At 71.8% G+C, this 13,549-nt stretch carries 12 protein-coding genes; 8 read left to right on the forward strand and 4 right to left on the reverse strand.

Annotation, left to right across the window (positions count from 1 at the left end; translation table 11 throughout):
- Positions 1-41 precede the first annotated feature (41 nt).
- Entirely contained in the window at positions 42-1,028 is a 987-nt protein-coding gene (locus tag SH922_RS28850) for a LuxR C-terminal-related transcriptional regulator (protein WP_393060952.1), read from the reverse strand.
- A 322-nt stretch (positions 1,029-1,350) separates the two neighbouring features.
- On the opposite strand from SH922_RS28850, the gene SH922_RS28855 reads away from it, so the two are divergent.
- From SH922_RS28855 to SH922_RS28865, 3 genes are all read left to right on the forward strand, one after another.
- Positions 1,351-1,581, forward strand: coding sequence for a hypothetical protein (locus SH922_RS28855; RefSeq protein WP_393060954.1), 231 nt, complete (start codon positions 1,351-1,353; stop codon positions 1,579-1,581).
- Between the two features lie 6 nt (positions 1,582-1,587).
- Positions 1,588-1,866: a hypothetical protein gene (locus tag SH922_RS28860; protein ID WP_393060956.1), complete on the forward strand. Its 279-nt coding sequence runs from the start codon at positions 1,588-1,590 to the stop codon at positions 1,864-1,866.
- 62 nt (positions 1,867-1,928) lie between these two features.
- Complete coding sequence (locus SH922_RS28865) at positions 1,929-3,413, forward strand: LuxR C-terminal-related transcriptional regulator (RefSeq protein WP_393060958.1); 1,485 nt, start codon at positions 1,929-1,931, stop codon at positions 3,411-3,413.
- 198 nt (positions 3,414-3,611) lie between these two features.
- Here SH922_RS28865 and SH922_RS28870 read toward each other — a convergent pair whose 3' ends face one another.
- Complete coding sequence (locus SH922_RS28870) at positions 3,612-4,358, reverse strand: hypothetical protein (RefSeq protein WP_393060960.1); 747 nt, start codon at positions 4,356-4,358, stop codon at positions 3,612-3,614.
- 101 nt (positions 4,359-4,459) lie between these two features.
- Here SH922_RS28870 and SH922_RS28875 point away from each other — a divergent pair, with 101 nt between their 5' ends.
- Genes SH922_RS28875 through SH922_RS28895 form a run of 5 tightly spaced genes read left to right on the forward strand, consistent with a single transcriptional unit; the run spans position 4,460 to position 12,339 of the window.
- Complete coding sequence (locus SH922_RS28875) at positions 4,460-6,757, forward strand: amino acid adenylation domain-containing protein (RefSeq protein ID WP_393060962.1); 2,298 nt, start codon at positions 4,460-4,462, stop codon at positions 6,755-6,757.
- Positions 6,754-8,013 carry a cytochrome P450 gene (locus tag SH922_RS28880; RefSeq protein WP_393060964.1) on the forward strand — a complete coding sequence of 420 codons (1,260 nt, stop codon included), beginning with the start codon at positions 6,754-6,756 and terminating at the stop codon, positions 8,011-8,013. The genes SH922_RS28875 and SH922_RS28880 overlap by 4 nt, the downstream gene beginning before the upstream one ends.
- A gap of 16 nt (positions 8,014-8,029) precedes the next feature.
- Positions 8,030-8,761: a thioesterase II family protein gene (locus SH922_RS28885; protein ID WP_393060966.1), complete on the forward strand. Its 732-nt coding sequence runs from the start codon at positions 8,030-8,032 to the stop codon at positions 8,759-8,761.
- On the forward strand, positions 8,758-9,168 hold the full coding sequence (locus SH922_RS28890) for a nuclear transport factor 2 family protein (protein ID WP_393060968.1): 411 nt from the start codon (positions 8,758-8,760) through the stop codon (positions 9,166-9,168). Before SH922_RS28885 ends, SH922_RS28890 begins: the two co-directional genes overlap by 4 nt.
- Before the next feature lie 45 nt (positions 9,169-9,213).
- Complete coding sequence (locus SH922_RS28895) at positions 9,214-12,339, forward strand: amino acid adenylation domain-containing protein (RefSeq protein WP_393060970.1); 3,126 nt, start codon at positions 9,214-9,216, stop codon at positions 12,337-12,339.
- Positions 12,340-12,393: 54 nt separating this feature from the next.
- Here SH922_RS28895 and SH922_RS28900 read toward each other — a convergent pair whose 3' ends face one another.
- Positions 12,394-12,594, reverse strand: a complete 201-nt coding sequence (locus SH922_RS28900; RefSeq protein WP_393060972.1) for an MbtH family protein — start codon at positions 12,592-12,594, stop codon at positions 12,394-12,396.
- A 73-nt stretch (positions 12,595-12,667) separates the two neighbouring features.
- Positions 12,668-13,429 carry a thioesterase II family protein gene (locus SH922_RS28905; RefSeq protein WP_393060974.1) on the reverse strand — a complete coding sequence of 254 codons (762 nt, stop codon included), beginning with the start codon at positions 13,427-13,429 and terminating at the stop codon, positions 12,668-12,670.
- Positions 13,430-13,549: the final 120 nt, after the last annotated feature.

Here is a 13,549-nt window from a genome sequence, read left to right on the forward strand (position 1 = left end):
CGTGAAGCTTGACGGGTTTTCCCGCAGGCCGGCTCGGGATGTCAGAGCCAGCCGCGTTGGGCGGCGCGGAGCCCGGCTTCGAAGCGGCTGGAGGCACCGAGACGTTCCATGAGGGCGGCCATCTGGCGGCGGACGCTGCGTACCGATACGCCGAGGCGCTTGCAGGCGCCTTCGTCGGTCATTCCAGAGGCCAGGAGTCTGAGGAGTTCGCGTTCGCCGGAGCTGAGGCCGGTGTCCGTCGCGTGGGGAAGGTCGGCGCCCAGCGGCACGGCAGCCTGCCAAGTCTGTTCGAACAGGGCGACCATGGAGGCGACGATTCCCACTTCCCGGGTGCACAGAGCGCCGCGGCGGGTGTCGGACGGGTCGATGGGCACGACGGCGACCTGGCGGTCGAAGACCAGCATGCGAGGGGGAAGGGTGGGGCACGTCCGGACCATGCCGCCTTCCTCGGTCATCCAGCGGGCGTAGGCGAGCGTGGCCGAATTGTTCCTGGCGCTGTCCTGGTAGAGGGTCAGGAGGGCGATTCCGCGGTCCATGGCGTCCCGGTCCAGCGGGCGGGAGGCATCGAGGCTGGCCTGGGACTGGGCCCCGCCGGGCATGACCGACAGGCACTCCTGGGAGACCTCATGGGCGAGGATCTCCAGCTTCGCCTGGATGGCGTCCAGTCCGACCAGCCGCTCGGTGGTGTCGGCGACCGTGCCCGGCCGGAGATCGGTGTACTCGGCGATGGCCCGGGCCGCCGCGGCTTTGCTCAGGGCGAGTTCCTGCTGCCGGCGCAGGAGATCCTCCTCCTGGCGGCGCAGTATCAGCTCCAGCCCCAGCTCGGGACTGACCGGCCGCAACCCCCCGGGCAGCTCGCGCGAAGGCCGCAGCAGTTCCAGGTCCGCGAGCCGGTCCAGGGCCTCGCGTACGGCCGTCTCCGTCAGCCTCAGCCGGCTGCGTAGCTCCGCGACGCCGACTACGGGATCCGAGAGCATCGCCGCGTACACGGACTCCGCGACCGGATCCAAACCCAGCACATCCAACATCTGTCCGACTCCCCCCGGCCCTACTGGACACAGCAGAGCGACATCGCAACAGACGTGATATTCGCAGCGCCACCTGGGGATCGCAAGCAGCAGTGCACCGCTGTACCCGGCACAGCACCGGATCTGTTGCCTCCGGATCCGAAGCCGCCGGACCGGTTGCTGCCAGGCCGGTTGCTGCCAGGCCACAGACCTTCCCGGCCGTCGGAGCCGAACGCAGGATGGTGATCACCGGAAAGGCAGTGGGCACCACGCCCCGACCACCCTCCGGTGCGGCCGCCGTCACGGCACCGCTGACACCCATCCACCACCCATGGGGGCCACCATGTCCAGAACAGCCATGCCCGCATTCGTCCGCGTGCTCACCGGCGCCGCCGTCGCCGCCGTCCTGTCAGCCGCGGCACTGTCCGCCGCCCCACTGGCCGGTACCGCGCCGGCCGGTGATGACGGCATCGGCTGGGACTCGTCCACCACCTCCCCGACCGCCTCGCATGCCCTGGTCCTCGCCGGCGGGCAGACCCCGGACGTCCCCGGCGACGGCATCGGCTGGGACTGACCGGCCGTGCTCCCCGTCCACCTGACACTCCTGCGCGCAGACGGCCGGGCCTCGACCGAGGACGAAGCCCGTGCCGTCCAGGACGCCGTCTGGGCACACGCCGTACCCGAGATCCAGCTCGAACACGCCCGGGCTCGCGCGGTTCCCGATGGGATCGGCCTCGTCCTCTACGTACGCGCCCGCACCCCGGACGCGGCACAGGATCAGGCCAGGCGACTGCTCTCGGACGTCTTCGCGTCCACCGCCGCCGTCGTCCACGGCTACTCCCTCACCTTCCAACACTGATTCCGGCACGGGCCTGTTCGGTTAGCGCAAGTTGACGAGACGAAATGTCGAGGGCAGGGGAAATGGGCGTATTGGTAGGACTTCAGAAATCTGACGACCTGATCGGACGTCATTCCGCGCTCGTGTTCTGGGACGGGCTGCTCACCCGGCCGGCCGGCGCACGCGGCGCCGTCGTGGACCTCGCCGGAGAGCCGGGGACCGGAAAGTCCCGGATGCTGGCGGAGTTCGCACACCGAGCGCGGCGGCGCGGCTTCCCGGTGGAGACCGACTGCTCCGAGGGACAGCCACAGAACGGGGCCGAACAGCGGCCGCGGGTCGTGCTGCTCGACGACGTCGGGCGGACCGGCGGCACGTCGGTCCGGGACGCCATACGGATGCTCGCGGCCGGACCCCCCGAGGGGGCGATCGTCGTGGTCGCCCGACGGCCTCGGCAGACCGAACCGCGGCTGATGCGGGAGCTGGAGATGTCGGGGGCGGCCCGGCTTCCCCTGGAAGGTCTTGGCGCGGACGCACTCGACCCGCTCGGGGCGGACCGGATCTGCGGGCCGCACCGCGGACGGGAACTCCGCGAGTCCGGCGGCAATCCCGAGTACGTGAAGATCCTCGTCGCGCTGTGCGGCGGACCCGGCGAGTGCGCCGGAGGGCCGCTGCCCGACCAGGACCTTGCGCTGCCCGCCGCCGCGGCCGGCATCCTGGCGGACTTCGCCGGCCTGGGAGCCTCCGCGAAACTCGTCGGCTACGCCGCCTCGGTCATCGGTGGAGCATTCGAACCGGTCCTGCTGGCCGACGTCGCCCGGCTGTCCCAGGACGAGGTGCTCGACGGCATCGACGAACTGCTCGGCGCCGATCTCGTTCGCCTGGCGGGGTCGGTCGGGGAGCTGCGATTTCGCGACCGGATGGTCCGCTGGGTGCTGTACGCGACCGCGCCCGGCGGCTGGCGGTTCGGCGCCCACCTGCGCGTCCTGCGTCTGCTGCGGAGTCGCGGCGAGCCGGCCGACCGGTACGCCGCCCATGTCGAGCGCACCAGCGGGGTCGGCGACCTGGACAGCGTACGCATGCTGGCGGAGGCGGCCGGGCTGGCATCGCGGCTGGACCCTGAGGCGGCCTCGTACTGGTACGAGGCCGCCCTGCGCCTGCTGCCGTCGGGGGCCGTACACGCCATGTTGCGGGACCGGCTCGTCGCCGAGCGGGCGCGGCTCGCAGCGGATCGGGGCGGCGGCGCTGGACGGCGCGACGGGGCCGACGGCGCTCCCGTACCGCGGAAGCACGCACTGCGTGCGATGCCGTACTCCGCGGGCTCGGAGCTGCTGAAGGCGCTCAGTACCCGGGAGCACGAGATCGCCGTGCTGGTCAGCCAAGGGCGTACCAACCAGCAGATCGGGCGGCAACTCGGGGTGAGCCACAAGACGGTGGAAACCCACCTGAGCCGCATCTTCGCGAAGCTCAAGGTGGCCTGCCGGGCCGAGGTCGCCAACCTGGTGGGCCGCACGGTCTCCGGTGGTGCGCCGGTCCTGGTCCGGGAGGCCGTGTCCTCCGCAGCGGGGTAGCGGGGCGGGACAGCGGGGGGACGGTCCCCGACACCGTTGCGCCCACGGGTCGGGGATATCCCTGACTGGGCGGTCGGTGGTGACTGCCCGACCATCACCTTGTCAGGAAGCACAGGTGTGCGGGCGGCAGAGGGGGAGGGCGTGATGGTCGCAGGAGCGGGTGAATGCCGATGCGGACCACCGGCCGACGGTCGCGGGCTACCCACTGGCGGTTCTGGGAGCGAGTCGGACCCATTGCGCCAGGGCTCGCCCGACCAGGGTGCCGTCGTCGAGGTAGAGCGCCGTTCTGGTGGTCAACGCGTGTCCGTCGTCCGCGTCCCGCTCGCCGACCACGACGTGGGGCGTACCGACGATCGGCGGCTCGGTCAGCAGCACGGTGAATCGCTTCAGGACCATGGGCGCCTGCACGAGGTCCGCGGTCCAGCCACCTGGGCAGTCCAGTGCCGCCCACGCGAACTCCGGCGGCACCGGCTGCCCGTGACCGGCGCCGAGGGAAGCGTCCGGCGTCCACCGGCAGCCGGTGATCCCGGGCCGGCCCGGCAACTGCCCGGGGGCCAGGCCGAGACCGTCCGTGCCGGAGCGCAGCGGCCCGCACACGAAGCAGGTCGGGAACGGGTGCTCCGCGGCGGACGGGTAGCCGCGCTCGGCGTCGGCGATCAGGTCCGGTGGCACGAACGGGACGGTCCCGAGACGGGCTTCGGCCCGCGACACCGACGCCACCAGGGTCTCCTCGTGCCAGATGTGGACCCGGTTGCCGGCGCGCTCGATGCGCAGCTGCACATCCAGTGGTGGCGGGGCGTGCAGCGTCACCACGCCCGGCGCGGTACCGCCCAGCAGCTCCTGCGCGCGGCCGGCGAATCGGCCGCAGGCAAGTCCGCCGTGGGCGCTCTCCGGCGGACCGTTGAACCGCCGTTCCATGACCAGATTCCCGGCAGTCCCGTTCACGAGATCTCCTCTCTCCCCCTGAGTGATCGCCGAAGAGCCCTCGAACCGCCGCATGATCCCGGCCATCGATATCCCGACGCTTCGCTACCGCAAGGACAGGCATGACGACCCTGCAGGACACACACATATCCACCGACCGGACTCTGGCAGCCGTCGCAGCCGTCGCAGCTGTCATCCACCGGCGGACCGGGCAGGACCAGGTCAGAATCGACGTTCACGCTACCGGATCGATCACCGGCCGGATCACCGTCCGCCTCGACGGCGATCCGACGTTCGCGGCACTCACCGCGCGCGTGGGCGAGGCGGTAGGGGCGCCTGCGGCCGGCGACGGGCAGCCGGGGGATTTCCCTGACGCAGTGCTGGAGTTGGCGGCGGACGTCTCCCCGATCGCGGTACGCCTCCCGGCCGAGCCCGCCGCGGCGGACGACGAACCGACGGTCATGGCGGCGACGGTTGCCGCGATGGCCGCTGCCGAGCGGGCGCCCGACACCCCGGTGTCCTGCCTGCCCCTGATGACGGAGGAGGAGGCGGCGGCCTTTGCCCGCTGGTGCGACACCGACGGCGACGGCCGCACGCAGACCGCTGCCGGCACCGTCCATGACCTCGTCGTCGAGCAGGCCCTCCGCACACCGGACGCCTTCGCGCTGCGCGGAACGGAGCGGCTGACCTACCGGGAGCTGGAGCAGCGATCCCGCACCCTCGCCGCCGAGTTGCGGGCACTGCCGGGTGGGCCGGGCGCCGTCGTAGGCGTGCTGGCGCACCGCTCGCCCCAGCTCATCGTCACACTTCTCGCGGTGCTGCGGGCCGGCGCCGCCTATCTCGCCCTCGACCCGGACGACCACCCCGCGCGGCTGTCCGTCCTGCTGGCCGACGCCGGTGCGACGTTGGTGGTCACCGAGCCGTCGCTGTACGAGCGGGTTCCCGGCGAGGTCCGCGCGCACGTACCGGGGGCCGCCGGACCCGACATCCACAGGGGCGTGCCCACGACCGGACTCGCCACCGAGGCAGCGGCCGAACCCGCTGTCGGTGCAGACCAGTTGGCCTACGTCTGCTACACCTCGGGTTCCACCGGCGAGCCCAAGGGGGTCGCCGTGCCGCACCGCGCCGTGGTCCGGCTGGTCGCGGCGCCGGACTGGATCACCGTCCGGGCCGACGACGTCTTCCTGCAACTGGCCCCGGTCTCGTTCGACGCGTCGACATGGGAAATCTGGGCGGCGCTGGCACACGGCGCCGAGCTCGTACTCTTCCGGCCCGGGCCGGTCGACACCGACGAACTCGCGCGAACCATCAGGGACCAGCGGGTCAGTGTGCTGTGGCTGACGGCGGGCCTGTTCCACCAGATGGTCACCGGGCACCTCGACACCTTCTCCGGCGTACGGCATCTCGTCGCCGGAGGCGATGTGCTGGCCCCCGAGCATGTGCGCACGCTGATGGCGGCCGCTCCGGAACTGGTCTTCACCAACGGGTACGGCCCGTCCGAGAACACCACCTTCACGACCTGCTGGACCAGCACCGTACCGCCCGCCCCCGGCGCATCGGTCCCGATCGGCCGCCCGGTCGGCGGCACCCGCGTGGCCGTCCTCGACGCCGCGCTGCGCCCCGTACCGGTGGGCGTGCGCGGCGAGCTGTACGCCATGGGCGCCGGCCTGGCGCACGGCTACCTCAACCGGGCCGGTGCGACGGCGGAGCGTTTCGTGCCCAGCCCGTACGAGGGCCGCTCCGGACGCATGTACCGCACCGGCGACCTGGTGCGCGAGCTGCCCAGCGGTGACCTGGAGTTCCTCGGCAGGGCCGACCAGCAGGTCAAGATCCGGGGTTTCCGGGTCGAGCCGGGGGCCGTCGAGGCCGAACTGCTGCGGGACCCCCGGGTCCGCCAGGCTGCCGTCCTGCCCCAGTCCGACGGCGCGGGCGGCAAGCGGCTGCTCGCCTACGTGACCCTTGCGGAGCGAACCGAGCACGCCGGGGACATCAGCGTGCGCCTGCGCGAGTCGCTCGCCGGCACGCTGCCGGACTATCTGGTGCCCTGGGCAGTTCTGGTCCGCGCGGACCTGCCGCTCAATCGCAACGGCAAGGTGGACCGAGGTGCGCTGCCGACCGCGCAGCGGGTCCCCCGCAACGCCTGGAACGACTTCGTGCCGCCCAGGACCCCGCTGGAGTCCGCGATCGCCGATGTCTGGGGAGGGCTGCTGGGCATCGAACCCATCGGAGTCGAGGACGACTTCTTCGACCTGGGCGGGCACTCGCTGCTGGCAGTCAACCTGATCGACACCCTGCGCAGGCGGCTCAGCGTGAACCTCGAGGCCCGGACGCTCTACCTCCAGCCGACCGTCGCGGAGCTGGCGGAGAACCTCATCACCCTGTCCCCGTCGCTCGCCACGCCGGAGGTGCTGCAGTCATGACCGACGTCCTCACGTCCGAGCCCAGGGGCTGTCCGGTCCACCACTCGGCGTCCGATGACGCGGCGCCCGACCTCGTGGACCCGATGGTGCACAGCCACGGCGATCCGCACGCGGTATGGCGTGAGTTGCGCCGCCACGATCCGGTCAGCAGGCACGAGCTCGGCGACGGCCTCGGCTTCTGGTCCGTGACCCGCTATGCGGACGCCGACACCGTGCTGCGCGACCATGTGCGCTTCACCTCGGAACGCGGCACGATGATCGATCTGCTCGGCACCGACGACCCGGCCGGCGGGAGCCAACTCGCCGTCACCGACCCGCCCATGCACACCGTCATGCGCCAGCCGCTCCAGCGCGCGCTGACCCTCAAGGCAGTGGAGCGCAGCCAGGACGTGATCCGGCAGCAGATCGTCCGGCTGCTGCGGCCGCTCGCCGACGGAGGCCCCTTCGACTTCGCGGACGCGATGCTGGCCATGCCGATGGCCGTCACCGGGGTCCTGATGGGCCTGCCGGAGCAGGACTGGGACCGGCTCACCCGCCTCACCACCGTGTGCATCGCGCCGGACGACCCCGAGTACCGGCATCCGAAAGGCCGCAAGCACACCCTCCAGCTGGCCCACCGAGAGCTGTTCGCGTACTTCCAGGACATCGTCAGGTCCCGGCAGCAGAATCTCGGCGACGATCTGATCAGCGTCCTGCTGCGGACCGAGTTCGACGGCCGGCGGATGTCGGTCGGCGAGATCGTCTCCAACTGCTACAGCATGCTGCTGGGCGCCAACGTGACGACGCCGCACGCGCCGGGCTTCGCTCTGGACCACCTGCTCGGCACCCCGGGACTCGACGACTGGGTGGCCCACCCCGAACTGATCCGTAGCGGCGTCGAGGAAGCCCTCCGCTGGGCGTCACCGATCACCTATTTCATGCGATATGCCACCCGGGACGTGGAGTTGAGCGGCACGCGCATCACGGCGGGGGACGCTGTCGTGGTCTGGATCGCCTCGGCGAACCACGACGAGCGGGTGTTCGCGGACCCGTTCCTCTTCGACATCCGGCGGCGTCCCAACCGGCACATCGCCTTCGGCGCCGGTCCCCACCACTGCGTCGGCCACAGCGTGGCGCGGGTGACCCTGCGGCTGCTGTTCGCCGAACTGTTCGGCTCATTCACCGGATTCGCCCGCGCCGGTGCCACCGAGCGGCTCAGCTCCAACTTCGTGTCGGGCGTCAAGCACCTGCCGATAACCGCTGCCGTCAAGAAGTGATCAAGAGGTGATGAGGATGAGACGACCGCAGAAATGGCTGATCCGGGAACCCGCGGCCGACAGCGCCGCCCGCCTGTTCTGCATTCCGTACTCGGGCTGCGGCGCGAGCATGTACCGGAAGTGGCCGCGGTTCTTCGACGGGATCGAGATCTGCCCGGTGCAGTTGCCGGGTCGCGAGAACCGGATGCGCGAGGCCGCGTACGGCACTTACGAGGAGATGGCGGACGGGCTCGTGGAGGGCCTGGCGCCCTATCTCGACCGGCCGTTCGGCTTCTTCGGACACTGCGGCTCGGCGCTCGCCGCCGTCGAGACCACGATCCGGCTCGCGGAGCGCGAACTCCCGCTGCCCACACGACTGTTCCTGTCCTCCCAGGTGGCGCCGCACGACCCGCCGTACGGTCGGCTGCTGGGCATGACCCACGCCGAACTGCGGGACGAACTGCTGCGACTGTTCAACGAGTTGAGCGCGGCCCCGCCCGATGACCTGGTCGACCTCGCCCACGGGATCCTCATCGCCGACATGGAGGCGACCCGCAAGTACCACCACGACGCACCGGTGAGACTGGGCTCCCCGATCACCGCGATCGGCTGGACCCAGGACATCGACGTGCCGAACCACCTGATCAAGGGCTGGTCGGACTGTGCGCCGACCGATTTCGAACTGCTCGAAGGCGTGCACTACGCCTTCCTGGAAGCGCCGGAAGCGCTGCGGGCAGTGGTCCGCCGCGACCTGGGAGGAGGGGCATGAAGAGCGTCGTCATGGACACCGGCTTGATGGACACCGTGGTCCCCGAACTGATCAATCGTTACTACGAGTTGGTGGACGCCGGCGACCCGGCGATGTTCGAGCTGTTCCACCAGGACATCGAGTACAAGCGGCCCGGCTACCCGCTGCTCAAGGGCCTGGACGAGCTGCGGCACTTCTACCACGTCACCCGCGTCATCACGCACGGCGAGCACCGGATCGGCTCGCTGTTCTGCTCCGGCCGCCGGGCGGCGGTGGAGGGCAGGTTCGTAGGTGTGCTGCGCGACGGTTCCGAGGCGGACCTGCACTTCAGCGACTTCTTCGACGTCGCGTGGCGGGTACCGGGCGAGCAGCGCTCGGGCGGGGTGATCCGGTCCCGCCGCACGTACTTCGACGATGTCCGCGTCTGAGCCGCGCGTGGCCACCGTCGATCCGGGCCACCGCTGAGGAGAACCATGACGACGTCCCGTACTCCCGACCCCTACCGCTTCGGCGAACGCGTCGAGCGCGCCGTAGCCCACCACGCCGCACACACGCCCGAAGCCGTCGCCCTGCAGCAGAACTCCCGCCGGGTGACGTACCGGCAGCTGCGGCGGGAGGCCGCCGCGGTCGCCACGGGACTTCGGACCAGGGGGATCGGCCCCGGGGACTTCGTGCCGGTGCAGCTGGAGCGGTCGCCCGAGTTCGTGGCCACGCTGCTCGGCATCATGGAGACCGGCGCCGCGTACATCGCGATGGACACCCGCTGGCCCCGGGAGCGTGTCGAGGACGTGGTGATACGCAGCGGCGCCCGGATCGTCGTGGACGGCGCGCTGCTGGCCGAGTTCCGGGCGATCCCGGCGGCCCCGGTGGCCGCGCCGCCACTGTCCGACGGAACCGCCGCGGCCTGCGTCTTCTTCACCTCCGGGTCGACCGGCCGGCCCAAGGGCGTGATCTCCCCGCACCGCGGCACCCTGCGCACCCTGGTCGACTGCGCCGCCGTGCCGCTGGACAGGGACTCGGTGTTCCTCCAGTGCGCCCCGCTGCCCTGGGACGGGCTCTCGCTGGAACTGTGGGCGCCGCTCGTCAACGGTGGCCGGTGCGTCCTGCTCGACCCGGACCGGCCCGCTCTCGACGCGGCCGCCCTGCGCGCCGCGGTCGGCCAGGGCGTCAACAGCCTCTGGCTGACCAGCTCGCTGTTCAACGTCCTGGTCGAGGAGGCCCCCGAGCTGTTCGGCGGTATCCGCCTGCTGCTGACGGGCGGGGAGCGGGTGTCGCCGACGCACGCCCGGCGGATCCTGGACCAATTCCCCGGTCTGCACCTCGTCAACGGATACGGCCCCGCCGAGAGCACCATCTTCACCACAGTCCACCGGATCCGGCCCGAGGACGTCGCCCCCGGGGCGTCGGAGGTCCCGATCGGCTGCGTCGTCCCCCGCACCGGACTGCTGCTCCTGGGACCGGACGGCCGACCGGTCCCGGCCGGGCAGGAGGGGGAGATCGCCGTCAGCGGCGACGGCCTCGCGCTCGGCTACCTCGGTGACCCGATGCAGACGGGGCAGCGCTTCTTCACCTCCGACGGTGTCCGGTACTACCGCACCGGAGACCTGGCCTGCGCCGGGAACGACGGGGTACTGCGCTACCGGGGCCGTTCCGACCGCCAGTTCAAGGTCAACGGTCTGCGGATCGAGCCGGGTGAGATCGAGGCGGTGGTCGAGGACCACCCGGACGTCTCCTCGTGCCACGTGCTCCGGTCGGAGTCCCCGCCCGGCCGGATCCGGATCGGCTGCCTCTACACCACCGTCGACGGCCGGCCGCTCGACCCGGCGGTGCTCCGCGCCTTCGCCGGGCGGAAGCTGCTCGCCGGGATGGTGCCGGCGGTGCTGCGCCATGTGGCGCACCTCCCGCTGGGAGCGACCGGGAAGATCGACTCGGCGGAGGCCGGCCGACTGCTGGCGCAGGATCCCGCCACCGGGTCCCGTCCGGCTCCGGGCACGCCCGGGAGCGTGACAGAAACAGCGGCGGACAGCGCGGCGGAGCCGCTGCTGCGCGAGATACGGGAGCTGCTCGGCCGCCCCGCACTCACCGCCCGGGACGACCTGGTCGCCGCCGGTCTGACCTCGCTCGACGCGATCCGGCTGAGCGCCCGGCTCGGGGCGCGCAGCGGCATTCGCCTCCCGCTGCTCGACGTCTACCGGCTGGGTACGGTCGACCGCCTGTGGGCCGCGGTCCGCGACGCCCCGGCGGCCGGACCCGAGTCGGTGCCTGTGCCGTCGGCGGGGCCCGGAGCCGAGGGCCCGGCCCCGCTGTCCCACGCGCAGGAGCGGTTCTGGCTCGCCGAGCAGTTCTTCCCCGGCGAGGTGGACAACCTGATCGTCCGCGGGTACGTCCTGCGCGGCCCGCTGGACCCCGGCGCCCTGCAGGCCGCGCTGGACGAGGTCGTCGCCCGGCACCCGATCCTGCGCACGCTCTACAGGTGGGCCGGGGCGACCGCCGTACAGCGCGTCCTGGACGCCGCGGACGCCCCGGTGCCGTTGGTCGCAGTCGACCTGCCGGCCCACCTCGTCGGCGCCCCGGCACAGGCGGTGGCCGAGCACATCACCGCCGACTGGTGGGACACGCCCTTCGACCTGAGCGGTGAGGTGCCGCTGCGGGCGCGGCTGTGCCGCCTCGACGCCGAGCGGCACCTGCTGTGCCTGCACCTCCACCACGTGGCCTTCGACGGTTGGTCGGAAGCCGTGCTGGTGCAGGATCTCGGCGCGGCCTACGCGGCGCGCGGTACGGCAGCGGACCGGCTGCCTGCAGACGGCGCCGGGTCGCCTCCGGGGGGCGCCGCGCTCGGCTACGCGGACTACAGCCGTTGGGAGCGGGCTCAGGCCGACTCCTGGACCGATGCCGACCTGCCTTTCTGGCGCAAGGCCCTCGACAGTTGCCCCGACCCGTGCCTGCCCGCCCCCGCGCACGGGGGCGAGGCGGCACGCTTGGAGACCGTGCTGCGGGTGGAGCCTCACGTCGTCCAGGGGCTGGCCCGTGCCGGGGCCGCGCACGGCGGCCCGCTGGTGGGTGCGCTGGTCGCCGCTGTCGGGTCGGCGCTCGCGCACACGCTCGGCGTACGGGACGTCTGCCTCGGCACCCTCACGGCAGGCCGCGCCCTGCCCCAACTGGAGCCTTTGGTGGGCTACTTCGTCAATCCACTCGCGCTCCCGCTGGCCGGTGTGCCGGACCTGGAGCCGACCGCCCTGCTGCGAGCCGCGGCCGAAGCCGTCGGCTCGGCCCTGGACCATGCGCGGACCCCGTTCGACCGGCTGGTGCACGAGCTGCGGCCCGTACGCGACCGGCACCCGTGGTTCCAGGCCTGGGCCGTCCTGCACGGCCCCGCGGTACGTGGCCGGCTCGGCGACCGGGTGACCCTCGGAACACTGCGGATTCGGCCGCCCCGGACGCGGTTCGAGCTGATGGTGGAGGCGTTCCCGCAGTCGGACGGATCGTGGGAACTGATCGTCTTCCGGCGCGCGGACGGCCTGGACGACCTCACCGCCGTACGCCTGGTCGCCGAACTCACGGCAGCCTTCCGCCTGTTGTCGCAGAACTGGCAGAAGTGAGAGGTGGGGCCCCGGCGATCTCCGGGGCCCCACCTCGTCGGCATTGCCGGTTCGCTACGCGACCGCAGAGCGGCGGGCGCTCAGCGGGGTGATGTCGGTCCACACCGCGTCGATGTGGGCCAGGCAGTCGGCCTTCCGTCCCTGGAAACCGGTACCGGTCCAGCCGTCCGGGAGGTCACGGCCGACCGGCCAGATCGAGTGCTGCTCCTCGGCGTTCACGACGACATCGAAGATCTGGTCCTCATCGGCGAACATGTTCCTCGTCCTCTCACTGGTGCGCTGGCGTGTCGGTCTGCTGAGTCACTTGATCCGCTTGATCCACCGGCCGTCACGCCGGATTCCGCAGCCCCTCGGCGATGAGCCGGAGCATCGTCGCGGCGTGGTCCCACAGGAAGAAGTGGCCGCCGGGGTACGTGTGCAGCGTGGTGCGCGCCGAGCTGAGCTCGGCCCACGCGGCCAGGCTCTCGGGCGGCGCGTCGTGATCCTCGGTGCCGCCGAACACCAGCAGCGGGCAGTCGAGTGGGGCGCTCGGACGGGTCCGGTACGTTTCGACGGCGGTGAAGTCCGCCCGCATCGTGGGCAGCATGAAGTCCAGCAGATCGCGGTGTTCCAGGAGCTGCGGCGGTATACCGCCGAGCTGTTCGATCCGTGCCATGAACTCGGCGTCCGGCATCAGATGGTAGGGCTGGAAGCCCTCGACCTCGATCTGCGGGGCCCGCCGCCCGGACAGCGCCAGCAGGCGCGGCGCGGGGGCGCCGAGCCGGCGTAGTTCCAGGGCGATCTCGTACGCGAGCAGGGTGCCCATGCTGTGCCCGAACAGCCCGTAGGGGCGGTCGTCGAGATCATTGAGCACGGCTGCCGCGAGGTCCGGGACCTGGGACCGCAGATCGGTGGCGGCGGGCTCGCCCATGCGCTCCATGCGGCCCGGCAGCTGGAAGGTGTCCAGCGATACGTCTTGGGGCGCCGACGCGGCCCAGGGGCGGTAGGAGGCGGCGGAGCCGCCGGCGAAAGGAAAGCAGTAGAGGCGTACGCCCGAGGACCGGCCAGGAGTCAGCCGGTGGAGATGGGCGTCGAAAGCCACAGAGGTCATGTCGGCTCGCATCCGGAGTCGGTTCTTGGCATGGGGGCACGCTAGCCCGCCTGTCCGTCGACCGCAGTCAGGGAAATCCCCCGGCATCGGCGCCCCCGGGGCGCAGCCTCCTGCAGGCAA

The sequence above is a fragment of the Streptomyces sp. LN549 genome (assembly GCF_043203805.1).
Classification (GTDB): Bacteria; Actinomycetota; Actinomycetes; order Streptomycetales; family Streptomycetaceae; genus Streptomyces.